Below are 24,767 nucleotides of genomic sequence, written 5' to 3' on the forward strand. Positions count from 1 at the left end.
ACTAATTTTTGGCGAGTTTACTCGCCAAAGCTGCTCCAATGATCCCTGCTTCATTTTTATTTTCAGCCGGAATGATTGGGGCATTTATTTTTATTTTCCGTTGATATTTATCAAAATACTTACTAGCTCCGCCACCTACAATGATCAAGTCTGGAGAAAGTATTAACTCTACCCTTTGAAAATACTTATTTAGTCTATTTCCCCATTTTTTATAGCTCAAGGATTTCTTTTTTCGAATAGAATCTGCCGCATATTTTTCAAAAGGTTTATTTTTATATACCAAATGACCTAGTTCAGTATTTGGGATTAATTCTCCATTAAAAAATAATCCAGATCCAATCCCTGTACCTAAAGTAATAACTGCCACTAAACCTTTCTTACCTACTCCAACACCAAAATTCATTTCGGCAAGGCCGGCTGCATCAGCATCGTTAATTACATGAACATCGAGTCCGGTTGCTTTTTCAAATAATTTTTCAACATGAACATTGGTCCAATCAGGGTGTAAATTTCCGCCGGATAAACATTTACCATGATAAAATGGAGTAGGGAAGCCACAGCCCACAGACCCGGTCCAATTAAAATGTTGTGCGATTTCATGTATCTTTTCTGCGATTTTCTCAGGAGTTGCAGGTCTAGGTGTTTCTATTCTAAATCTTTCTTGTGTTAATTCTCCTGTCGCTAAATCAACTGGAGCTCCTTTAATACCTGTGCCACCAATATCAATTCCTAATGTAATCATGTATGCTTATTTGAGTCTAAAGTTAATAGATTTAAACAAAAAAACCTGCCATAAGCAGGTTTTTTAGATTTTGTTTTGTTGTTTAGAAATGGATTCCGACACCAATACCTCCGAATGAAGCGGTACCACCACCTATTTCACCAATGATACCCCAAGTATCATTTAATTTGTACTCTACACCTGCGTGAAGATTCAAACTGAAGTCATCATTTTTATCATCATCACCAAGAACGAATCCTGCATCTACACCACCCCAAATATCCCAGGGCTCATTAAGTTTAAATAGACTATCAAAATAATAATCTAATCTACCACCTAAAGCAATGTAATCAAAGTCAAAGGCTACTACAGCAGATGGAGATACGGTTAAATTTTTGGCAATTGGTATTTCATAGTGTCCATTAATTGCTGCGTGGTCTCCAAAGCTTACAAATAAGTTTAAAGCACTGTAATCTTCTTGAGCATTTGCAACATTGGCAAATGAAAATGTAATTGCTAAAATGAATAAAGTTAATAATCTTTTCATGATTGGTTAATTTAAAGTTATAATCAAATATAAAAAATAATTTCTACAAGAGAATTTATAAACTTCTATTTCATTAAATTTTTTAGAGGAGAAATATGTTTTTTTTCTACTAAATGGGGTAAGCCATAAGCCAAAAACATGACAAATATCATGTTATTTAAAATAATTCTAAATAAGCTTTTTTTATTGATTTTCTTCTTTTACATTTGCCTCTCAAAACTTATTAATTTATAATGAATCTAAATTAAAATAAAATGACAAGAATTGTTTTAACTCTTTTATTTGGGATGTTTTCATTTAGTCTTTTTGCCCAAGTAGAAACTACAAAAGACACAATTGTTGATAAGGAACCTGAGGTTCTCGATGAAATTATTCTATCCAATAATATTTTGGGAAGTAAATTTGAAGTTAGAAATAGAACTGGTTCTGCGTATTTTTTATCTCCACAAGATTTACAACAATTCGGATATACAGATATGAACAAAGTGATTAGAGCGGTTCCGGGTGTATCTATTGTAGAAGAAGATGGATTCGGTTTAAGGCCGAATATTAGTATTCGTGGAACTTCTCCTGAAAGATCTGCCAAGATTACCTTGATGGAAGACGGCGTATTGATAGCTCCTGCACCTTATAGTGCATCTTCAGCCTATTATTTTCCAACCATCGGAAGAATTGAAGATGTTGAGGTTTTAAAAGGAAGTAGCCAGATTCAATATGGTCCTTATACTACCGGTGGGGCTGTAAATATGGTTTCAAAGCAGATTCCAAATGATTTTTCTGGTGATGTACGATTTACCTATGGAAACTATGATTCTAAAAGTACAGAAGCAACTTTGGGACATTCAACAGAGAACTTTGGGTTTGTAACTCAGTTTTTTAACTATAATTCTGACGGTTTTAAAAGTTTAGACGGAGGAGGAAATACAGGTTTTGACAAAAATGATTACCTCGGAAAAATCCGTTTAAATTCTGATTATGACGCAAAAGTGTTTCAATCTTTAACAATGAAATTGCAATTTTCTGAAGAAGCATCTAATGAGACGTATTTGGGTTTAACCGAAGATGATTTTAATGCAAATCCTTACCGTAGATATTTGTCTTCAGCAGAGGATAAAATGGATACTGAGCACAAGCAGATTCAATTTGACTATTTAATTAAACCTTTAGAGAATTTAAAAATACGAGCCACAGCCTATAAAAATGAATTCAATCGAAATTGGTATAAATTAAATGATGTTACAGTTAATAATAAGGTAAGTATTGGTGATGTACTTGAAACTCCCGAAGATTACCCACTTGAATATGAAGCTATTGCCAGTATGAATGATACACAAAGTGATGTATTTGGAGTGAAGGCCAATAATAGAAGTTATGAGTCAAAAGGAATTCAAGCGATAGCGAATTTTACTTTTGGCACCAATACTTTTAATGATTTAGAAGTTGGATTGCGTTATCACGAAGATTATGAAGATCGTTTTCAATGGGTTGATAAATACGCTATTCAAAATCAAGAAATGATTCGTACAACTGTTGCTAGAAAAGGAAGTGATTCAAACTTGATTAATAGTGCAGAGGCTATAGCAACTTATGTTCTTTACAAATTGACCTGGAATAATTTAACAATCACTCCCGGATTGAGATATGAAAATATGACGCTTAAGAAAAAGGATTATGGAAAGAATGATTCCGACAGAACAGGCGTTGATTTAACTACCCGAGAAAATGATGTTGATGTTGTAATTCCGGGAATTGGTGCAAACTATAAATTTAGCAATGACCTTTCAATATTTGGTGGTGTCCACAGAGGATTTTCTCCTCCTGGAAACCAAGACGGTTCTGACCCTGAAAACAGTACGAACTATGAATTAGGTGGCCGTTTTAATTTTGCAGGAATAACAGGAGAATTAGTAGGTTATTATAATGATTACACTAATTTATTGGGAAGTGATTTGGCAGCTACCGGGGGTACAGGAAGTTTGGATTTATTTAATGCCGGAGCTGCAACAGTTAAGGGTATTGAATTGATATTGAATTATGACTTTTTGAGGAATACTTCTAGTAATTTAAGATTTCCCGTTACTTTTTCATATACCTTAACAGATACGAGATTTGATTCTGATTTTGATAGTCAAGTGGAAATTTATGGAAAAGTGTCTAAAGGAGATCAGATTCCATATATACCGGAAAATCAATTTAATATTACAGCTTCTTTAGAAGGTAATAGGTTTAATCTAAGTTTGAGTGGTCGCTATACAGACGAATTCAGAACTATGGCCGGTACAGGAACAATTCCTGAAAATTATAAGATTGGCAGTAATTTTATTGTTGATGCTGCTGCACGCTATTTCTTTACACCAAGAATTACATTTTTTACTAACTTGATGAATGTTTTTGATAGTGAATATGAAGTGGCAAGAACACCAGCCGGTTTAAGACCCGGTGCGCCATTTATGGTAAATGGTGGAGTATCCTATTCGTTTTAAATTGTTTTATTGAATTGAAAAGCGTTCTTTTTTAAAAAAGGGACGCTTTTTTCTGCATATACTACCCATGTATTGCGATCTGATAACTAATTTTAGTCCACAAAAACATATTGCATTTAGAATCCAATATATTATCGTAAATTTGCTCGCAATTAATTTCAATTGCATATGCCTACTTCAAAAATTTTACTCGAAGGTCTTACTTATGACGATGTTCTGCTTGTTCCAGCTTTTTCCGAAGTGTTGCCAAGAGATGTAAGTACTAAATCTCATTTTACTAGAAATATATCTTTGAATGTTCCTATTGTATCTGCTGCAATGGATACCGTTACAGAATCAGATATGGCAATTGCCATGGCTAGAGAGGGTGGGATAGGCGTGTTGCATAAAAATATGCCTATTGAGCAACAGGCATCTGAAGTTAAAAGAGTGAAAAGATCGGAATCTGGAATGATTATAGATCCAATTACTTTGAAAAAAGATAAAACAGTTGCACATGCAAAAGGTTTGATGAAAAAATATTCTATTGGTGGTATTCCTGTGATAAATGATGAAGGAGAATTAATTGGAATTATAACAAATAGAGATTTACGTTTTGAAAAGAACGAGAGTCGATTAGTTTCTGAAGTGATGACCTCTGAAAATTTAGTAACAGCTAAAGAAGGAACGTCTCTCAAAGAAGCAGAAGAAATTTTACAGAATTATAAAATTGAAAAATTACCCGTAGTTAATGATAAGAATAAATTAGTAGGATTAATTACTTTTAGAGATATCATTAAGGTTAGTGAAAATCCATATGCGAATAAAGATAGTTATGGACGTTTACGAGTGGCTGCAGCCTTGGGTGTTACACAAGACACATTAGATCGTGCGAGGGCTCTAATCAAGCATGGTGTAGATGCTTTAGTAGTTGATACTGCACATGGACATTCAAAGGGTGTTATTTCGGTGTTAGAATCTATTAAGTCCGAATATCCGGATACAGATATCGTGGTTGGAAATATTGCCACAGGTGAAGCAGCAAAATATTTGGTAGATGCCGGTGCCGATGCGGTAAAAGTAGGAATTGGTCCGGGGTCAATTTGCACGACAAGAATTGTTGCGGGTGTTGGTTTTCCGCAATTATCAGCTATCATTGAAGTTGCAAAGGCGATAGGAAATACTGGAGTCCCAATAATTGCTGATGGAGGAATTCGTTATACAGGTGATATTCCGAAAGCTATCGCGGCCGGAGCAGATTCAGTTATGTTAGGATCACTGCTTGCAGGGACGAAAGAATCGCCGGGAGAAACAATAATTTTTGAAGGGAGAAAATTTAAATCCTATCGTGGAATGGGTTCTGTAGAGGCGATGACCAAGGGATCAAAGGATAGATATTTCCAAGATGTGGAAGATGATATTAAAAAATTAGTACCAGAGGGGATTGTTGGTAGAGTACCATATAAAGGTGAAGTTTATGAAACTATGCATCAGTTTATTGGTGGTTTGAGAGCGGGTATGGGTTATTGTGGAAGTAAGGATATCGCTGCCCATAAACAAGCAAAATTCGTTAGAATTACTGCAGCCGGAATTACAGAAAGTCATCCACACAATGTAACTATTACAAAAGAAGCGCCAAATTATTCGACTAGATAGAATACTCATAGATATAAAAAAATCCTCCTTCGAGGCTTTTTTATTTTAAGGACATGTGATACTGGTAAAAACAGGATTTCCGCTATTATCAACGGTCATTCGCCAGCAATTACCATCTGGTGATTTCATGATAACACCACTATTTACATTCTCAATATAAACATCGCCACCTGTAACTTGTAATTGTGATTTGGGATCTATCGTACCGATTCCAATTTTTCCATCTGCTTTAAATCGCATTCTTTCTACACCTCCAACACCAATTTTAAAATCATAATTATCAAAATAAAATAAGAATCCTTCATTTGATCCAAACGGAGAATTAGAACTATTCAATCCCATCACCAATGTTTTGTTTTCGTCGTTAAAATATACAGATCGGGTTTGTGTTGTTTTTGATCTATTCGTTAAAACTAAACTTGAGGCATTGGGATCATTTTCATTCGAAACTACAAATAGTCTGTCGTAATCGTTCACTGATTTTTGTCCAATAACTACATTATCAGAATAAGAAATTCCATTGTCTGCTAAACTGGATTCCCAAAAATTCCCTGAAGAATTTTTAGCGAATAGAGCATAGGGTACACTCATTAGCTGGTTACTTCCCATGGAGGTATAATTTGTTCCGCCTGATACATCGACTGATGTTTCAAGAAAAAAAGGTCCAACGCCCCAATTAATAGACTCAATTTGTCCAGAAACAACAGTTCCACTACCAATCTGTAAATTGATTAAACCAAATTCATTTGTTGTTGGTGCATGAATTTCACTATAAACAGTGGTTCCTGTGGCCGACGATTGATGTATTGTAAATTGAACGCCAATATTTTTACTAGCGATGATGTTTCCTCCAGAATCACGAATTACGGCTTGATAATTAAATCCTTCAGGACTTTGTGCAAATATAGTTGTAATGAATAAAAGCGAAAAAATCAGTGTAAAAGTATTCTTCATGGCTAGTTTTTTAAGATTTTATATGTTTTAATGGGTTTATCGTTTTTGAACACGGTAAGAAAATACATTCCTTTTTTAAGTTGTTCTGTGTGTACTTCAGAATTATTATTGTCCAAAATTTGATCTAGCATGAGTTGACCATGCACATTATAAACTTTGACTATTGCAGTAGTAAAATCTTCCATTTCAATATGAAATAAATCTGGACTTGGATTGGGGTATAAAGAAACCTTTAACTGTGGATCAAAATCATCCACAGATAAAACAGAAAGATTAGTCTGATGAAAACCTTGCGTTATTATTCCTTCGCTAGATTGATCTGTAGCAATGGCAATTTCTCCTAAAGTTGCATTTAAACTGCCAATGTTTGAGGTAGTGCCTTGGCCAAATGGAGAAATTATCTCCTGACCAAAGTTCGGAATGGTAAATAAAATGAAATAAAGTAAAAAAGAAAACATTTTCATATAAGGTGGCTTGAAACTATAAATTTAATAAAGTTTTTATCAAAATGGTGAATTCTTTAAAAACTCTAATAAAAATATAGGCCACCAATATGTCTAAATTTGACTAATAACGTTTAGTTTTTTTTCTCTTACCAGAACCTTTTTTAGAACCGGCCTGTTCTACAATAATGTTTCTACCATTATAGCTGGTTCTTTTAAACCCTTCTAAAGTTTGGTCGAGATAATTCTTATCGATCTCAAAAAATGAAAAATTATTTAAAATTTCGATTTTTCCGATCTCAACATTTCGAACCTTTAAATTTTCATTAATCAGGCCAATTAACTTTGTTGCGTTGATTTTGTCCTTTTTACCTAAATTGATATAGAATCTTTCAAAATTAGCATCGGGTTGTCTGCCTTTTGAACTGCCATCTTCATTTATATCCTGCGTATTCTCGTAATAAGATAGGAACTGATTAAACTCTAATGAAACAAATCTTTGAATCAATTCTTCTCTTGAAAGACCTTCCAACTTTTCGTAAATATCGGGCAGATATTCTTTGATTTCTTTTTCATTTACCTCAATATCATGTACTTTGTCAATTAAACTATATAACTGATTTTTACAAACTTCCCTTCCGTTAGGAACCTGTTTTTGCTCAAACTTTTTATTGATAATTTTTTCAATAGAAGAAAGTGTTCGTTTTTCTTTTGCCGTAATAATGGCAATAGAAATACCAATTTTACCAGCTCTACCCGTTCTACCACTTCTGTGCGTATAAGATTCAATCTGATCAGGTAATTTGTAATTGATAACGTGAGTTAAATCATTGACATCTAAACCTCTTGCTGCCACATCAGTAGCCACCAAAATCTGAAGATTTTTGTTTCGGAATTTCTGCATCACTATATCCCGCTGTGCCTGAGAAAGATCTCCGTGAAGAGCATCTGCATTATAGCCGTCTGCGATAAGTTTGTCGGCAACATCTTTAGTTTCTCTTCTAGTTCTGCAAAAAACGATACAATATATGTTCGGATTCAAATCAGCAATTCGCTTTAATGCACTATATCTATTTCTATCAGAAACTAAATAGAATTCATGACTAACACTATCTGCACCAACATTTTTTGTACCAGCAGAAATTTCCATTGCATTTTTCATGTAATGCTTTGCGATAGCCTCTACTTCTTTTGGAAAAGTAGCTGAAAACAATAGGGTTTGTTTTGTTTCTGGTGTAACCGCTAAAATTTTATCGAGCTCTTCTTTGAAACCCATGTTCAACATTTCATCGGCTTCATCTAATACCAACCATTGAATGCTATTGAGTTTTAAAACTCTTCTATTTATTAAATCTACCGTTCTTCCTGGAGTTCCCACAATAATTTGAGCACCTTTCTTAATGGTTCTAATTTGATCTTCGATACTAGCACCGCCATAAACGGCAACTGTCTTCAATCCGGGAATATTTTTTGAAAAGTCGGTGATATTTTTAGCAATTTGAATCGCCAATTCTCTGGTGGGCGAAAGAATAATTGCTTGTGATTCGTATGATTCATTATCGATTAGCTCTAAAATAGGTAAGCTAAACGCTGCTGTTTTACCCGTTCCTGTTTGAGCGAAAGCTTTTAAATCATTTTCGTAATTAATGATCTGAGGTATTGCTATTTCTTGAATTGGAGTTGGTTGTTCGTAACCGAGTTCTAAAAGTGTTCCGAGTAGATTTTCACTTAATCCCAGATCTTTGAATGATGACATAAATTGTGTTTAAAAAATGAATATAAATAACTGATTTATAATAAAATAAGTTATTTGATGTTTTGGGCTGCAAAAGTACTACTTATTTTCCGATATATAGGATTTATCTTACTTTTTAAGTAAAGCAAGGTTTTTTTCTAAGGTATAAGAATCTGTAAACAATAAGTAATTGTTCATAATCAAACCTTTATCAAGAATAAGTGTTCTAGCCATATCACCTTTGAACAAAGGATAGGAAGTGCAATTTTTATCAATTTTATATTGTAATTCTGCTGGTAACTTTCTGGTCTTTATGAAATGAGCCCATTCATCATAAGATTTTTCTCTTTCTATACCAATAAAAATGATTTCCGGATATTTTTTATGCATGTCATGTAAAGATTCTACCAATAATTCTTGCGAACTTTCCTCTTTTGGCCAAAAATATATGACAGCATCTCTATTTCTTATAAGCTTTTTAATGTCTTGATGTTCCTTATTAATGTTGTATGTCCTTAAAAAGGGTAAAGAATCACCATTTTTGAGCATTCTTCTTTGATCAATAACTTGCTTGGCTTCAGCGATATATTTTTCATCGGTACAATGGGCAAAAAAGAAATCTTCAACTTCTTTGGTGTGTTGTGGGTCCATATTAAAGGCCGAAACAGAAATCCAAAATCCTGACGCCAATAAAATATTTCTAATTTTTTCACTTTTGATATGTTCATTCGCTGCAGCCATAAAATTCAACGAAAAATTATTCTGAGTTGAATCTTTCATTTCTTTTTCAAAAGCTTGATTGTACAAGAATGTTTTTATGTAATAACGATAAGTAGCATAACTGATCAAATCTTCATCGTTTAGGTCAACTTTTGAGCGGTAAGTATAAAAATCATCACTCACTTCAGGGTGATCATAGCGCTCATTTTGATCTTTGTGTTTCATTGGGAAATATTCCATTTTAGAATAACCCGGGTAAAAAATAGCCACTTCTGCCAGTTTTTGAAAGAATTCTGACGGCTCCTCATTTTCAGCCTCTATAAGTTTTTCATATTCTGTAACCAATGAAGCTGTAATAGAATCAACCTTGGCTGCAAATGCGTATTGATCTAAATGAAAATTGTCTTGATTTAGTTTTTCAATTTCTTCTTGTTTAAGAAATAAATTAATTAAAAAATTATTTTTTCTAGATCCCTTTCCGCTAAAATTTATCGTTTCGTCAAAATTCCAAGTATTGAGATAAAGTAACAGACTGTCTTGAGGTTCGAGATATAAGTATTGAAATTCAGGCCCATGTTTAAAAGTATAGAGACCATTTTCAATAGAATTTAATTCAAATAGAAATCTGGAATTTTCAATTTTGGCGGAGTCCAGTACTTTTTCGTCTTTTAAAAAATAGACAAACTGTTCCCTAGGATTTTTAATTTTGCCTCCAAAATACGTCTTACGATCTTCATTCTTCCCATTGCTACATGAAGCCAAAGATATAGCTATAAGTAAGAATGAAAATTTCAATAAGTCAAAGTAGTTCTTTTTCAAATGCATTGAGGTTAACATAATGAACAAATGTAATTATATACCATGTTGCCCCTTGTTAATGGCTTGTTAAAATAGTCTTGTAATAACTCTTTTTAACGCATTTTTGATTTGTTATTTATCATTTTACCAAGACTTTGTTAAAATTCAATTTAGTTTTAGATAACATTAAGAAATCCTTAATAATTATCTACTTTTGCAAAAATTTTTAAAGCATGTTATCAGTATCAAACTTATCTGTACAATTCGGGAAGAGAATACTTTTTGATGAAGTAAACACAAAATTTACGAAAGGGAATTGTTATGGAATCATTGGCGCAAATGGAGCCGGTAAATCTACTTTTCTAAAAATAATTTCCGGTAAGATGGATCCAACTTCAGGTCATGTTTCTCTCGAAAAGGGAAAAAGAATGTCGGTCTTAACCCAGGATCACTATGCCTATGATGAGTACACTGTTCTGGAAACAGTTTTAATGGGAAATGCTCCTTTGTATAAGCTTAAAAATGAATTAGATGCCATTTACGCAAGACCTGATTTTAGCGAAGCTGATGGAGTTGAAGCTGGTGAATTGGGTGTGGTATTTGAGGAAATGGGAGGATGGACAGCAGAGAGTGAGGCAGCGAGTCTGCTTTCTTCACTAGGTATAGAAGATGATCAACATTATACCATGATGAAGGATTTAGATGGGAAGGCTAAAGTAAGAGTTTTATTAGCTCAGGCACTTTTTGGTAGTCCGGATGTATTGATTATGGATGAGCCCACAAACGATCTAGATTTTGAAACCATTGGCTGGTTGGAGAATTTCTTGGCAAATTATGAGAATACAGTAATTGTTGTTTCTCACGATAGACACTTTTTAGACGCAGTTTGTACACATATTTCGGATATTGATTTTGGCAAGATCAATCAGTATTCAGGAAATTATTCATTTTGGTATGAATCTAGTCAATTGGCAGCCAGACAGAAGGCTCAGCAAAATAAAAAGGCCGAAGAGAAGAAAAAAGAATTGGAAGAGTTTATCCGTCGTTTTTCTGCCAACGTAGCCAAGTCAAAGCAGGCGACAAGTAGAAAGAAGATGATTGAGAAATTAAATATTTCTGACATTAAGCCTTCGAGCAGAAGGTATCCTGCCATTATTTTTGATCAAGAAAGAGAAGCCGGAGATCAAATTTTGCATGTTGAAAACTTAGCTAAAACCTCTGAGGATGGTGAATTACTTTTTAGTGATGTAAATATAAATCTTGCAAAAGGGGATAAGGTTGTTTTATTATCGAAAGATTCACGCGCAGTTACAGCATTTTATCAGATCATTGCAGATCAAGAAAAAGCAGATAAAGGAAAGTTTAACTGGGGAGTAACAACTTCATATGCTTATTTACCTTTAGATAATTCGGGATTTTTTGAGAATGATTTAAGTTTGGTAGATTGGTTAAGGCAATATGCGAAGACAGACGAAGAAAGAGAAGAGGTTTTTTTGCGAGGCTTTTTAGGAAAGATGCTTTTTAGTGGTGATGAAGCGCTAAAGAAAAGTAATGTGCTTTCTGGAGGTGAAAAAGTGCGTTGCATGCTTTCCAGAATGATGATGACCAGGGCTAATGTTTTGTTGATAGATGAACCAACGAATCACCTTGATCTAGAGTCAATTCAGGCATTTAATAACTCATTAACAAAATTCAAAGGAACTGTTATGTTTTCTACACATGACCATGAATTTGCAGAAACGGTAGCGAATAGAGTAATTGAATTGACACCGAAAGGAGTAATTGACCGTTATATGACTTTTGACGAGTATTTGGATGATCCAAAAATTAAAGAACTGCGTAAAGAGATGTACTCCTAAGAACAATAAAAAAACTCGATTGAAGAATCGAGTTTTTTTATTAATCCAAAAAATCTATTTAAAAATTAAACAAGGGGGAAAAGTAGTTTAATTCAAAAAACAAACTTACTACACATTCCGATTAAATAAAATACTCAAATTGAGTGTTTTTCGTTTAATTCATGACTTTTTAAATGCTGAATCAATTCGTCAGTAGATCTAAATCCAAGTTTTTTTAAGATGTTCCGCCTATGACCATCTACGGTATGATTACTCAAAAATATTTCTTTGGCAATCTCTTTACTCTTTTTTCCATCTGCTAATAATTTGACAATTTCAACTTGCCTTTGACTTAACTTGGAGAAAAGTGACTCATGAAAATAATTTTTGTAAAATAAGGTTTTGTACCTATTGTTCTCATCCAGAATTTTTACTCCACAACTTGAAGATTGCCCTTCTGTTTCTACAATGGTGTAATGTGCCAATCCTAAAATGGGTTTCCCTTTTTCATCGAAATGTGTAGGTGTAAGCGAAGCCACAATCTGAACATAAGATCCTTGGGCTGTTTTTACCCTGAAATTATAAGAATAGACTAATTTTTTTCTGTCAGCAAGATTTACCTTAGATAAAGTAAAGTCCATCATATCTTGAGAACTTTTTAACCAATTCTCGCAATCTTCAGGATGCAAGCACGAAATCCAAAATTTGGCGCCATATTTAAGCATTTCTTCTCTGTTGTACCCTAATGAATATTCAAAGTTTTTACTTACAAATTCATATGACGAACTCGCTGTATTGATAAAAATGAAGAAAGATTGGGAAGGGGGCAGGTATGAGTCGATTTCTTCCAATTTTGCCAAATGGTCTTTTATTGAGGCACTAGAAAAAGTAGTCTCAGAGTCAAATATTGATTTATATTTTTCAAAAAAATCCATTAGCAATAAGCAGGACGCATTATTTCAGGGCTATTTACATTCAATCATTTATAAAAATACATATTAAACAAATAACTTGCATTGTTGAACGCCATATCATCATAGTTAAATCATTTCATTTACTATTTCCATTATTTCATTCTCAATCTGATTGGCTTTGGCGAAAATGTTTCCAGCCTTTTCAATAACCTCTTTAACAAAATCTTTATCATTTAAATCTTTCGCATTGATTCTCACGTTTAGGAAAGCTCCCGCTATTGCTGTTTTTGCGCATAAGGCACCAACGGCAGCATCCGACAAAGAGTTTGGATTTCCAATCTCTACCATTTTTTTCATGACCGATAGCGATTCAAACGCAGTTTTCATTACCTTAAAAGGGATATCAATTGCATATTTTGTAGCATTTTCTATGGCGATTTTTCTTTCTTCTTTCTCTTGTTCATTACTATTTGGGAGTCTTATTGCCTCTATTATTTTGTTAAAAGCATTTGTATCTTCATCCACTAAAAAGAGTAAATCTTCCTTATATTTTTGCCCTTTTTCTGCCCATTCTGAAAATTCCATCCATCTATCATCCCAACCTGGTTTATGGGCAGATAAATTAGCCACCATCGTGCCTAAAGAAACCCCTAGTGCTCCCACATAAGCTGAAATTGAACCACCACCAGGGGCTACAGATTCACTGGCAGTTTCTTCGGCAAATTCTCTGACACTTAAATCGATTAATTTTTTTTCAGATTCATCTTTTAAAAGGTACTCTATTATTTTTTCCTCGGGATGAAAAGGCTTTAAATCATCCAATCCTAGAGACTTAACGGCGATCTTAATTTTTTCTTTTTCAGAAATACCCAAAGATCTGTTTTGTTTAGTTAAAAAATAATCGGCAGCATCTAGCATAGCTTTGAGCGGGATCAAACCTACCAGTTCGGAGCCGGTTACTCTTAAACCTCTTTCTGCAGCAGATATACAGGTTTCATCAAATGCAATATGTACAGGTGTAATATTGATGTTGGTTAGGTTATATGAAATTTGCGCAATTCCATATTCTTCAATGAACCAACCAATACCTTTTACTGCTTTTAGTTTCCCCGGAATTCGCTCTGGTTCACCGTTTTTATCAAAAATTGTTTTTCCTGTCACAGGATCCCCAATTTTTTTGATTCTTCCGGCTTCACGGATATCAAATGCGATGGCATTTGCTCTTCTGGTTGAGGTTGAATTGAGGTTCACATTGTAGGCCACCAAGAAATCTCTGGCTGAAATGGCAATTGCCCCCGTTTTTTTTACGGAATCATTAAATGCTGCTGGTCCAAAATCAGGTTTCCAAAGCTTATCAACCAGCTTTTCTTTAAGGCCTTCATATTCTCCTGCTCTACAACTTGCCAGATTTTTTCTTTTGGCCGAAGTGGCTGCATTTTCATAAAAATAGCCTGGAATTCCTAATTTATTCCCCACCATTTTTCCTAGTTGATGGGCATATTGAGCCGTTTCTTCCATAGAAATACCAGAAATAGGGATCAAAGGACAAACATCCGTAGCACCAAATCTAGGATGCTCTCCTTTATGTTTAGACATATCAATAAGTTCTGCTGCCTTTTTGATCAATAAAAATGCTGCTTCTACAACTTTTTCAGGTTCACCTACAAAAGTGATGACCGTTCTATTCGTTGCTTTACCGGGATCAATTTCTAATAATCTAACACCTTCAACAGTTTCTACTACATTGGCTATTGTATTTATTTTATGTAGGTCACGACCCTCGCTTATGTTTGGCACGCACTCTATTAGTCTTTTTTCCATGATATTTAATTGATAATCAAAGTTAGTAAATGCAAATTATCAACTTCTACTTAATTTAATTTTTCTATCCAATTTAAATCGTAAAATTAAGTCCTAGAACAAAATTTCTTCCCGGGTTAGGAATCTCATCAATTTTTAATGCTGATAAATGTGAAATATATTCTTTATCGAGTAAATTATTGATGCTAAAATTGATTTGAATTTCAACTTTATTGAAATTGATATTTCCACCAGACCTGAAATTCAGCAAATTATATCCCTCAGTATTCGCTTCAAAATCATTCGTTTTATTCTGATCAAAGAATGAATCAAGATTCATGGCCAAATAAATATCATCGAAGATTTTATTTCCTGCAAACTCTCCTCTTACTGTATTAGACCATTTATTGGCAGGGATCAATGGTAAATAATCTCCATTTTTTTGTTTTCCAATAACCATTTCAAAGTTACTTTCTAAATGCAGCCAATCGAGTGGGTGTGGGTGTAGATGAATTCCAAATTCACCACCATAAAGCTCAGCATCATTTTGAATATATTCGTAAACGGCATAATCATCCTCAAATTCGCCTGTTGGTGAAGCATAAATATAATTATTTAGGCTATTGTAAAATCCATTTGCAAAAATTTCAAAATGCTCATTACCATATTCTAATGAAAGATCTGTTTGAAAATTTCTTTCGCTCTCCAAATTTGGATTACCAATTTCAAATCTGTTCGTACCATGGTGCACGCCATATGACGTTAATTCAGCTAAATTAGGAGCTCTAAATCCACTTGCCAAATTCAATCGAGTAACTATTTTATCAAAGATTTTGGTTTTATAGCCCAAAGAAAAAGTGAAATTTCCATATGTTTTATCTATTGCATCAACTATTTCAATTTCATCGCCTTCGTGTGATTCATCTTCGTCGTGTTCGTGATGGTGGATTTCATAACTGTCTGTACTCAAGTTCCTATGGTCATACCTAAGACCGGCTTGAACCAAACTCTTATCATTCATATTGTAAATTGAAGTTGCCAGAAAACCGATATCGTTTGTCGTAGCATCTGGTATTAAAATTTCTTCTCCGAAGTTTTTATTTGATTGGAACATACCTTGTACACCCATAATGGTTTCAAACTTTTTGAAATTTGGGAAATAGTATTTCGCATCATAGGTAAACGTTTGTAATTTCATATCCAATGCAGCTTCCATATGTTCTTCCTCTTCATGAGGCTCAAAGCCATGATCTTCCTCTTCATGTTCTTCGAATTCCTTTCGATTATTGATAACATATCCTAGGTTTAAATCTATTTTAGCCTTGTTTAAGAAGAAATGGTTGTGAAGGCTAATGATATGATTTTGAATATCTTGATAGGGTAATTCTAAAGTTTTAGAAGTGGATTGATCATTGATTCCTTCCGTGATACCAATCTCAGCATCATTATAATTATATCTGATTTCCGATACATAATTATTCAAATTCAATCCTAAACCGAGTTTAAGATCCTTTTCATTAAATCTTGTGTTAGTTATCCGATCACCATTCGGAATTTCATAATCAGAATGAGTGTTATATGTGCCTCGAACCAAAAATTTAAAAATATCTTTTGAAGTTTTTACACCTACCGAGGTTGCACTTCCCAATGTATTTGAGAAAAAATCTTGACTGATATTTATTTTCGTGTCGTTTTGATAAGCAAATTTTTCTGGGTTAAAATACAGTACACCACCCAGAGCATCAGAACCATATAAGAGTGAAGCCGGACCTTTTATGATTTCAACGCTTTCGATTCCAGATTCGTTTAATCCCAGGCCGTGTTCATCTCCAAACTGTTGATTTTCAAGCCTAACACCCTGTGTGTAAACTAAAACTCGGTTACCTGTTAGTCCTCGAATTACAGGTTTACCAATTCCTGTTCCTGTAGAAAACTGCTCTACTCCTGGAATACTTGTCAAGCTTTCTATGAGGGTGGGAGCGCCATTTTTTTGGAGAGATTGAATCGACTTTGACTCAATTTTCATCACATTTTCGCTTTGAAGTCGATGGAACGGTGTAGATAAAATGACTTCGTCCATATGGAAAATTGTAGGTAGTAATTTAATATTTATTTCTAAGTCATTTTCGGTAGCTTGAATATTAATATTTTTAGTATCGTAACCTAAATAATTTACAGTTAGTTTGTGGTTTCCTTTAGGAATATTTTTAAGCACAAAAGAACCATCTTCTTCGGTTGTTGTTCCTATATGCAATAATTCGATATATACCTCTGCATTCTCAATAGGTTCTTGATTTTCGTTTAAAACGATTCCTTTTAATGAGTTCTGGCCTTGAATAGTTAAGCCAAACACAAAAAAAATAAAAATTAATTTGATTTTCATATTTATATAAATTCATGTTATTTAAAAGAGTAATGTGGTCTTATTAAAAAACATGAATAGGAGGTCCTCTAAGCGTATTGATATCACAGCTTTGAAAATCTTCTTTCTGAGGTACTAGAAAATATGATGTTCTGAAGTAAGAATTTATAAGTTCAAAGTTCTCATAACTTTCAAAACCTTGAATTACATTTTGAATGTGATGGAAATTCGAACAATTGTCTTTTGATTTATGCAGATGTAATTCATCCTTGGCGAAGCAATAATTGTGCTCATGATTTTGAAAAGCGTGAAAAACTCCACCCAGCATGGGAGATAATAGTCCTGCAATAAACAGAATTACAATAAGAATTTTGCTCTGCTTCAACACATGGCAAAAATAAGAAAAGTGAGGGTGATATCTCACCCTCATTGAAAAAAACTAGGATTATTTAAGAAACCCCTAATTTTTTGAGTATTTTTTCCATCAAACACCAGTTAGTAAAACTATATTGAAACAAGTTTATACCTACGAATAATGTAAACCAAATCCAATTTATATTTACAAAATAGGCCAGTAAAACACTGATGATAATAAACATTCCTGCAATTGCTCTAATATATTTTTCCATAATTAAATAAATTTTTCGACACTTAATACCGCTAACCTTATAGGGTTGCTGCTTTCGATGTTTTGATTAAATTTTTCCAATTCATTAATCAGGTGATCAATTTTTTCTTCCTCTACAAATGAGAAGACCATAATAGATCTCACATTCTGGCTTGCTCCGGAAAACCATTTAGATTCTAAACTATCTTCCGGATTATTTTTGAATCCGTCTATGTTAAATACACTCCAAACGGGAATGGAGGCTTTTCTAAAAAGTTCAACAGTTTTTTTTTCGAACTCTTTTACGGCGGTTAATGCGATGAGTTTGACCATGATTTTATAATTTATATTTTTTTCTTTCCATAAAGTAGTAAATAAGGGGTACCATCAATAATGTCAAAACAGTTGAGAATATGGTTCCACCTAACATTGAAATTGCCAGCCCTTGAAAAATTGGGTCGAATAACATTACAAAAGCTCCAATGACTACTGTTCCGGCTGTCAATAAAATTGGCGTAGTTCTTACGGCTCCTGCTTCTATAACAGCCTGTTTAAGCGGTATTCCTTCTTCTAACCTTAAATTGATGAAATCCACTAAGAGTACAGAGTTACGAACCATAATTCCTGCCAAAGCAATTAAACCGATCATTGATGTTGCCGTAAAATAGGCGTCAAAAACCCAGTGGCCTAAAATGATTCCAACTAATGAAAGTGGTAAAGCAACAAGCATCACGATGGGTGATTTAAAGCTTTGAAACCAGCCGACCAATAGCATATAAATAATGATGATGACCACAGCAAAAGCAGCACCTAAATCTCTAAATACCTCGAAAGTAATCTGCCATTCTCCATCCCATTTTACCGTGTATTCATTTTCATGTTCGGGTTGTTGATTCCATTCTTCTTGTAAATCATAACCTTCGGGTATTTTGATTTTATCGAGATTTTCAGAAAAGTCGAGAAGGGAATATACCGGGCTTTCTAATTTACCAGCCATTTCTCCCGTAACATAAACCACTCTTCGTTGATTTTTTCGCATGATACTTTTTTCGATGGTGTCCTTTCTAACATGCACTAAATCACCTACCGGAATAGCCTGGTTTTTAGCCGACATAACCTTTAAAGCTAACAAATCATCAATATTCGTTTTTTCGTTTTCTTTCATTTGAAGTACAATTCCGATGTCTTTACTAGCCTCTTCATTGTAAATTTTACTAATGGGCTGATGGCTAAGCGCCATTTGCATAGTACTTACAATTTGTTGAGGAGCTACCCCGTTTAACATGGCTTTTTCTTTGTCGATCTCAAAGCGATATTCCGTTTGATCTGCTTCAATCATCCAGTCAACATCTACTACCTCCTCATTATCTCGAAATAAACCTTTTAATTGTTCGGCAATTTTTATTTGCTCTTGGTAATCCGGACCGTAAACTTCTGCAACTAATGTTGATAAAACCGGTGGTCCTGGTGGTACTTCTACAACTTTTACATTTGCCTGATATTTTTGAGCAATTTTTTGAATTTCCGGGCGAAGTACTTTGGTGATATAATGACTTTGCTCTTTTCTATCTCCTTTATCGATAAGATTTACTTGTATGTCTGCAGAGCTAGAACCACTTCGCAGGTCATAATGTCTTACCAATCCATTAAAAGTTATCGGCGAGGCTGTACCTACATAAGTTTGGTAATCATTTACGTAAGAACTTTGTCTAAGATATTGAGCAATTTCTTTTGTTACAACCTGGGTTCTTTCTAATGTTGTACCTTCAGGCATATCAATAATGACTTGAAATTCATTTTTATTGTCGAAAGGCAACATTTTAACAGCAACAGATTTTGTCAAAAACATACTCATTGTGCCGAGTAAAAGCAAAATGTTGATTCCAAAAAACAGGAATCGATAGGTTTTGTTTTCTAATAATGGGTCAATAAACTTTTTGTAATAGATATAAATTTTTGACTGAGAGATATCATGTCCGTGCTCTTCTGTTTTCGCTCCTTTTTTATCTTTTTCTCTTAAGAAAATATAACCTAAGTAGGGTGTTATGGTTAAGGCAACGAACAGTGAAACAATCATGGCAATGGAAGCTCCAATGGGCATAGGACTCATATAAGGCCCCATTAAACCTGAAACAAAAGCCATTGGAAGTACAGCAGCGATAACCGTAAATGTGGCCAAGATGGTAGGGTTTCCTACTTCATTGATGGCATAGATTGCCGCCTGCTTAAATGGTAATCGCTTCATTTTGAAATGCCTGTGCATATTCTCTGCTATAATGATGGAATCATCTACAACAATACCGGTTACAAAAACAAGCGCGAATAAAGTAATTCTGTTTAGCGTATAATCCATGAAATAATAGCTAAACAAGGTTAAAGCAAAAGTGACTGGTACTGATAAGAATACTACCAAACCACCTCTCCAACCCATGGCCAACATCACCACCAGTGAAACCGAAATAATTGCGATGATCAAATGGCTAAGGAGTTCAGAAACTTTATGTGAAGCGGTTTCACCATAATTTCTACTGATAGAAACTTTTACTTCATCCGGAATCAAATCCTTTTTAAGTACCTCGATTTTGTCGATGATTACTTCCGATATTTTCATAGCATCCCCACCTTTTTGTTTGGCTACAGAAAGGGTAATAGCCGGATATTCAGCCGGAAAAGCTGTTTGATTGTCGGGATTGGCAGATCCATATCCATAGTTCACATAAGCAACAGGAGTTTCAGGTCCTTCCGCCACTTCAGCAACTTGTTTCAGATAAACCGGACTTTGTCCATTTACCCCTACAATTAAATTTTGTACATCAGATAAATTCTTTAAAAAATCGCCAGTATGCACCAAAAACTCTTCGTCCTTTTGGTTAAATTTTCCTGAGTTTGACTGCGCATTATTGATTTGAATTTTCTGTGCTACAGATAAAAAATCTACGTTATTTTCAGCCATTTTATCTTTGTCGAGAATTACGCTAATTTCTCTGTCTCGACCACCTATACTTTTTGTACTCGCAACACCGCCAACTTTTTTGATCTCGTTATTAACTTCTTCAACAATTTGTTTGAGTTCATAGTCGTCATAAGTATCACTCCAAAATGTCAATCCCAAAACAGGTACATCATCAATTGCTCTAGTTTTAACAAGAGGAAGAGAAACACCTTGTGGCATTTGATCCATATGTTTTATGATCTCATTGTACAACTGCACAAAAGACCTTTCAATATCTGAGCCCACATAAAATTGAACAATTACCATGGCTTGTTCTTTCATGGAGGTTGAATAGGTGTATTCTACTCCCGGAATGTTGGCAATCACTTTTTCGAGTGGCTTGATTACTTTTGTTTCTATTTCAGAAGGGCTTGCACCCGGATATTGTAAAAATATATCCGCGATAGGCACTTCAATTTGTGGTTCTTCTTCTCTTGGAATCAAAAAAGAACTGTAGATTCCTATAAGTAAGAACATAATCATCAATAAAATTGTCAGCTTCGATTCTAGAAAGAAAGCTGCTATTTTTCCTGCAAATCCTTTTTCCATCAGATTATTTTATTTGAATTTTAACTCCGTTGTATAATTTACCATCGGCTTCCATGATATAGGCTTCATCAGCAGAGAGACCTGACAATACCTCTATTTGGTCTCCATATTCTTTACCCAATCTCAACCATCGTAAAACGGCAGTATTTGATTGACTTAGAGTATAGATTCCTGATAATTGACCTTTGTGAATTAAAATTGACTTAGGAATAGTAATTCTTTCACCCGAGGTACCTTCAAATGGAAATTCAGTTGTTACATCCATGCCGGAAAAAATTCCTTCTTCCGTATTTGGAATTTCGACTTTAGCTAGGTATTGACCACCGCTATTTTGAGATGATCTGCTTATTTCCCTCACTTTTCCATTTAAAAGTGTCTGATTGCTTTTAATTCTCACTTTTACTTGATCACCTTTGTTCACTTTCGTCAAGTACATTTCAGGAATTTCGGCTGTAGCCACCAAATTATTTGGGTTTTCTATACCCAACAATGGATTTCCAGGTAGAGCCATATTTCCTTCCTTGACAAAAACATCTGTGATAACCCCTGAAAATGGAGCTGTAATTGAACTGTAGTTGAGCATGGCAGATACTTCGTTTTCCATCTCCTTTACAGCTTCAACCTGTGCACTTGCAATGTCGTAGGCGGCCTGTACATCTTCAAACTCTTTGGTAGAGGCACTTTTTTGCTCGTATAATTTTTTAAATCGATTGTAGTTATTTTCCGCAATTTTAAAGTTTGCCTCAGCCTGTAGTAACTTCGCTTTTACTTGGGCACGTTGGGCTTCAATGTCTGTATTATTTATTTTTAGTAACAACTGACCTTTTGTTACTTTATCACCAATTTTTACATAAATATTTTCAATGTATCCGGTTATTTTGGTACTTAAATTTGAAAATTGATCAGCTTCAATTTGTCCACTGGCAGTAAAAAACTGACCGGAAGCATTTGAGTTAGGCTTTGCAACACTAACATTTACAATGGTATTGTCAACAACAACTTCATTTTTACTGTCGCCACAGCTATAAGCACTAATTACTGCAATGAGTAGAATAATTATTTTTTTCATTTTTATTTCGTTAAAAAGTTAAGGTATGATAAGGCGTAGTTATAATTGAACAAAGCCTGTGAGTGATTGAGTTCTTGTTTTTGCAATTGAGTTTCTGCGTACAATAAATCGCTGGTTTTTTCTAATCCCTGAGAAAAGCGATTGCTAACAATTCTATATGATTCTTTTGATTGTTCTACAGCTAATTCTGCTATCTCTACAGCATCTCGAGCATCATACATTTGTCTGCGGGCTTTATTTAGTTCTAACTCGCTTTGGGCTAAATAATTCTGTTTATACAATTCATTTTTTTCTAGCATTGCCTTTTCTCTATGCACTTTGCCCAATGTTTTCCCTCCGTCGAAAACATCCCAGGAGAGTTGTAATCCCACTAAGTAGTTACTTACATTAAAACCCATAAAATCATTGTCGTTCCACTCATAATGTGCCATTGCACTAGCCTTGGGTACGAATTGATATTGAGATGATTTGAGCATTTGTTCTTGAGCGGTTATATTTTGTTCAATGGCTAAAAGATCTTTTCTGTCTGAACTCATTTTCACAGAATCTGGTTCTGGATACTCGCTCATCGTCAGTTTTTCTGTAGGAATGAGTATATCATTTGGTTCTTTTCCAATTAAATAGGCCAAATATTCAGATGAATTTAAAACATTACTTTTGGCTTTTAGAAGGTCATTTTTAACTTCATTGAACCTTACCTCCACATTGATGACATCGGCAAATTGAATCAAACCCTGATCAAATTGATCCTTTGAAATTTTTAAATTTACCTCACCAGTTTCCAAAGCCTTTTCAATAACCTCTTGTTGCTCATACGCCAATTGTAATTGCATATAAGCTTTTTCGATTTCTAACTGCAGGTATTCTTTTGATCTTTCATTTTGCAGTTCAAGAGCTTCGGTTTTACTTTTGGCAGCCTTTTTCATTTTCCATCCATCCAAATGAAAAATGGGCTGTATCAATTCTATTTTTGTGTTGAAGTTTTCCTGACTTCCGGGATCATTTAATTTATCTGGGTTAAAATCTTCAGTTGTAACAGATTCTTGCAACAACTTAAAACCAAATGCCTGTAGTGGGTTATTGGTAGAAACACTTGTGTTTGATAAAACCAATGAAGGAAGAAATGCTGCATTGGCCTGTTCTTGTTCAGCTTTAGCAACGGCATAACTCTTTTGATTTATTCTGAGTTCATAGTTGTTCTGAATAGCAAGTGCTTTGGCTTGATCAAGACTAATTGGCTCCGTGTTTTGTCCGTATCCAATATGAAGACTTAAAAAAGTTATCAGGATTGAAAATCCGAATAGATACTTATCAATGTTAAATTTCATCTGGTTATTAAATTAAAATTCTCTGCAAAAGTATCTTGCTATCTACGTAGGCTACGTAACTTAGATTACAGAGTTCTAATTTAAAACCGCTATGATGGTCTAACCCTAAATTTTATTGGTTTTACTCCTCATTTTCATGTTTAATACCTCTACACCTAGAGAAAAAGTTATGGCGAAGTATAAATAACCTTTTGGTATAGCACCCACTTCTTGTCCGAAAACAATGGCATGTGAAAGATGTGCACTCTCAGTTACGAGCATAAACCCAATTAAGATTAAAAATGAAAGTGCTAACATTTGTATGGTTGGATGCGTATTTACAAACTTGCCAATAGGTCTGGCAAAAATCATCATAATAATAATCGAAATGATTACAGCAGTAATCATAATCACTAAAGCGCCATGTATTCCATTTGTCATTCCTACAGCTGTAAGTACCGAATCAAAACTAAAAACAATATCAATTAAAACAATCTGGACGATGACTGAAAGCATTGAAACTCCTTGAGTATTTTTCGTTTGTGTTGTAATGTCCTTTCCTTCAACCTTCGCATGAATTTCGTGTGTACTTTTGTATAATAAAAATATTCCTCCGGCAAAAAGAATCAAGCTTTGACCTGATATACTTGCTTTTAACCAGCTCCAGTTGACATAAAATAAAGGATCTTTCATGGCGATAAGGTAAGTTACACCGGTCAATAATAAGATCCTAAAGACCATGGCGAGCAAAAGTCCAATGTTTGTTGCTTTCTTTATTTTATTTTCGGGTAATTTACCTGCGGTGATCGAGATAAAAATAATATTATCAATCCCCAATATAATTTCCAGAAAAGTAAGAGTTATGAGGGCTCCCCACGTTTCGGGATGTGAGAATAGTTCCATGTTTTGTTGGTTGAAAGATTATTCTTCTAACTTTATAGCTGTACCTTCTTGCTTAAAATTGGATCCTTTAAAAAAAGCCTTGAAGGTATATTCATTATTTTTTATTCCTGTAATTTTTACATGAAATGGCGTGCTGTCTAATAAACTTTTGGGATGTTTTTTAAGAAGGGTGTATTCAAAATCATTTTTCCAATTGATATAAAAAGTGTCACGAACGCCATTTGTCAATTCTATCTGCAAAGAATCATTACGCACAGCAATAGAACTAATTTCATTGTCTTTAAGCAGTGTTTTGTATTTTCCTGTTTTGAATGAATCTATGTTTGTCGTTTCAGACTTACACCCAAAAAACAGAAATAAAGCACAGAATAAAACAATAAAAATTCTCAT

General features: G+C 34.2%; 20 protein-coding genes. 3 read left to right on the forward strand and 17 right to left on the reverse strand.

Going from position 1 to position 24,767, the window contains the following annotated elements:
• Position 1 precedes the first annotated feature (1 nt).
• Positions 2–742, reverse strand: coding sequence for a polyphosphate--glucose phosphotransferase (gene ppgK, locus ACFQ39_RS09675; RefSeq protein ID WP_377178486.1), 741 nt, complete (start codon positions 740–742; stop codon positions 2–4).
• Positions 743–824: 82 nt separating this feature from the next.
• On the reverse strand, positions 825–1,268 hold the full coding sequence (locus tag ACFQ39_RS09680; protein ID WP_377178488.1) for a hypothetical protein: 444 nt from the start codon (positions 1,266–1,268) through the stop codon (positions 825–827).
• 254 nt (positions 1,269–1,522) lie between these two features.
• Between ACFQ39_RS09680 and ACFQ39_RS09685 the strand changes: the two genes are divergently transcribed.
• Both ACFQ39_RS09685 and guaB read left to right on the forward strand, forming a co-directional pair.
• Positions 1,523–3,751: a TonB-dependent receptor family protein gene (locus tag ACFQ39_RS09685; RefSeq protein ID WP_377178490.1), complete on the forward strand. Its 2,229-nt coding sequence runs from the start codon at positions 1,523–1,525 to the stop codon at positions 3,749–3,751.
• A gap of 168 nt (positions 3,752–3,919) precedes the next feature.
• Positions 3,920–5,386 (forward strand): IMP dehydrogenase, encoded by a 1,467-nt coding sequence (gene guaB / locus ACFQ39_RS09690; protein WP_377178492.1) that lies wholly within the window; start codon positions 3,920–3,922, stop codon positions 5,384–5,386.
• A 45-nt stretch (positions 5,387–5,431) separates the two neighbouring features.
• Here the strand turns inward: guaB and ACFQ39_RS09695 are convergent, their stop codons facing one another.
• The 4 genes from ACFQ39_RS09695 to ACFQ39_RS09710 all read right to left on the reverse strand — a co-directional run bounded on the left by ACFQ39_RS09695 (position 5,432) and on the right by ACFQ39_RS09710 (position 10,057).
• Positions 5,432–6,340: a hypothetical protein gene (locus ACFQ39_RS09695; RefSeq protein ID WP_377178494.1), complete on the reverse strand. Its 909-nt coding sequence runs from the start codon at positions 6,338–6,340 to the stop codon at positions 5,432–5,434.
• 2 nt (positions 6,341–6,342) lie between these two features.
• On the reverse strand, positions 6,343–6,804 hold the full coding sequence (locus ACFQ39_RS09700; RefSeq protein WP_377178496.1) for a T9SS type A sorting domain-containing protein: 462 nt from the start codon (positions 6,802–6,804) through the stop codon (positions 6,343–6,345).
• A 103-nt stretch (positions 6,805–6,907) separates the two neighbouring features.
• Positions 6,908–8,539 (reverse strand): DEAD/DEAH box helicase, encoded by a 1,632-nt coding sequence (locus ACFQ39_RS09705; protein ID WP_377178498.1) that lies wholly within the window; start codon positions 8,537–8,539, stop codon positions 6,908–6,910.
• Positions 8,540–8,647: 108 nt separating this feature from the next.
• Positions 8,648–10,057: a hypothetical protein gene (locus ACFQ39_RS09710; RefSeq protein ID WP_377178500.1), complete on the reverse strand. Its 1,410-nt coding sequence runs from the start codon at positions 10,055–10,057 to the stop codon at positions 8,648–8,650.
• Positions 10,058–10,269: 212 nt separating this feature from the next.
• On the opposite strand from ACFQ39_RS09710, the gene ACFQ39_RS09715 reads away from it, so the two are divergent.
• Complete coding sequence (locus ACFQ39_RS09715) at positions 10,270–11,895, forward strand: ABC-F family ATP-binding cassette domain-containing protein (RefSeq protein ID WP_377178502.1); 1,626 nt, start codon at positions 10,270–10,272, stop codon at positions 11,893–11,895.
• Between the two features lie 134 nt (positions 11,896–12,029).
• Here the strand turns inward: ACFQ39_RS09715 and ACFQ39_RS09720 are convergent, their stop codons facing one another.
• The 11 genes from ACFQ39_RS09720 to ACFQ39_RS09770 form a co-directional block, all read right to left on the reverse strand.
• On the reverse strand, positions 12,030–12,734 hold the full coding sequence (locus tag ACFQ39_RS09720; RefSeq protein ID WP_377178504.1) for a LuxR C-terminal-related transcriptional regulator: 705 nt from the start codon (positions 12,732–12,734) through the stop codon (positions 12,030–12,032).
• 180 nt (positions 12,735–12,914) lie between these two features.
• On the reverse strand, positions 12,915–14,609 hold the full coding sequence (gene ftcD, locus ACFQ39_RS09725; protein WP_377178506.1) for a glutamate formimidoyltransferase: 1,695 nt from the start codon (positions 14,607–14,609) through the stop codon (positions 12,915–12,917).
• Between the two features lie 73 nt (positions 14,610–14,682).
• A complete protein-coding gene (locus ACFQ39_RS09730; protein ID WP_377178508.1) occupies positions 14,683–16,971 on the reverse strand; it encodes a TonB-dependent receptor in 2,289 nt (762 codons plus the stop codon).
• 43 nt (positions 16,972–17,014) lie between these two features.
• On the reverse strand, positions 17,015–17,338 hold the full coding sequence (locus ACFQ39_RS09735; RefSeq protein ID WP_377178510.1) for a hypothetical protein: 324 nt from the start codon (positions 17,336–17,338) through the stop codon (positions 17,015–17,017).
• Between the two features lie 61 nt (positions 17,339–17,399).
• Complete coding sequence (locus ACFQ39_RS09740) at positions 17,400–17,579, reverse strand: YgaP family membrane protein (RefSeq protein ID WP_377178512.1); 180 nt, start codon at positions 17,577–17,579, stop codon at positions 17,400–17,402.
• Between the two features lie 2 nt (positions 17,580–17,581).
• Positions 17,582–17,890 (reverse strand): hypothetical protein, encoded by a 309-nt coding sequence (locus tag ACFQ39_RS09745; protein WP_377178514.1) that lies wholly within the window; start codon positions 17,888–17,890, stop codon positions 17,582–17,584.
• 4 nt (positions 17,891–17,894) lie between these two features.
• A complete protein-coding gene (locus tag ACFQ39_RS09750) occupies positions 17,895–21,098 on the reverse strand; it encodes an efflux RND transporter permease subunit (protein ID WP_377178516.1) in 3,204 nt (1,067 codons plus the stop codon).
• Positions 21,099–21,102: 4 nt separating this feature from the next.
• On the reverse strand, positions 21,103–22,167 hold the full coding sequence (locus ACFQ39_RS09755) for an efflux RND transporter periplasmic adaptor subunit (protein WP_377178518.1): 1,065 nt from the start codon (positions 22,165–22,167) through the stop codon (positions 21,103–21,105).
• 2 nt (positions 22,168–22,169) lie between these two features.
• Complete coding sequence (locus tag ACFQ39_RS09760) at positions 22,170–23,495, reverse strand: TolC family protein (protein WP_377178520.1); 1,326 nt, start codon at positions 23,493–23,495, stop codon at positions 22,170–22,172.
• A 105-nt stretch (positions 23,496–23,600) separates the two neighbouring features.
• Positions 23,601–24,377, reverse strand: coding sequence for a TerC family protein (locus tag ACFQ39_RS09765; protein ID WP_377178522.1), 777 nt, complete (start codon positions 24,375–24,377; stop codon positions 23,601–23,603).
• Positions 24,378–24,395: 18 nt separating this feature from the next.
• Complete coding sequence (locus ACFQ39_RS09770) at positions 24,396–24,767, reverse strand: hypothetical protein (protein ID WP_377178524.1); 372 nt, start codon at positions 24,765–24,767, stop codon at positions 24,396–24,398.

The organism is Namhaeicola litoreus (genome assembly GCF_042679565.1).
In the GTDB taxonomy this organism is placed as follows: domain Bacteria; phylum Bacteroidota; class Bacteroidia; order Flavobacteriales; family Flavobacteriaceae; genus Namhaeicola; species Namhaeicola litoreus.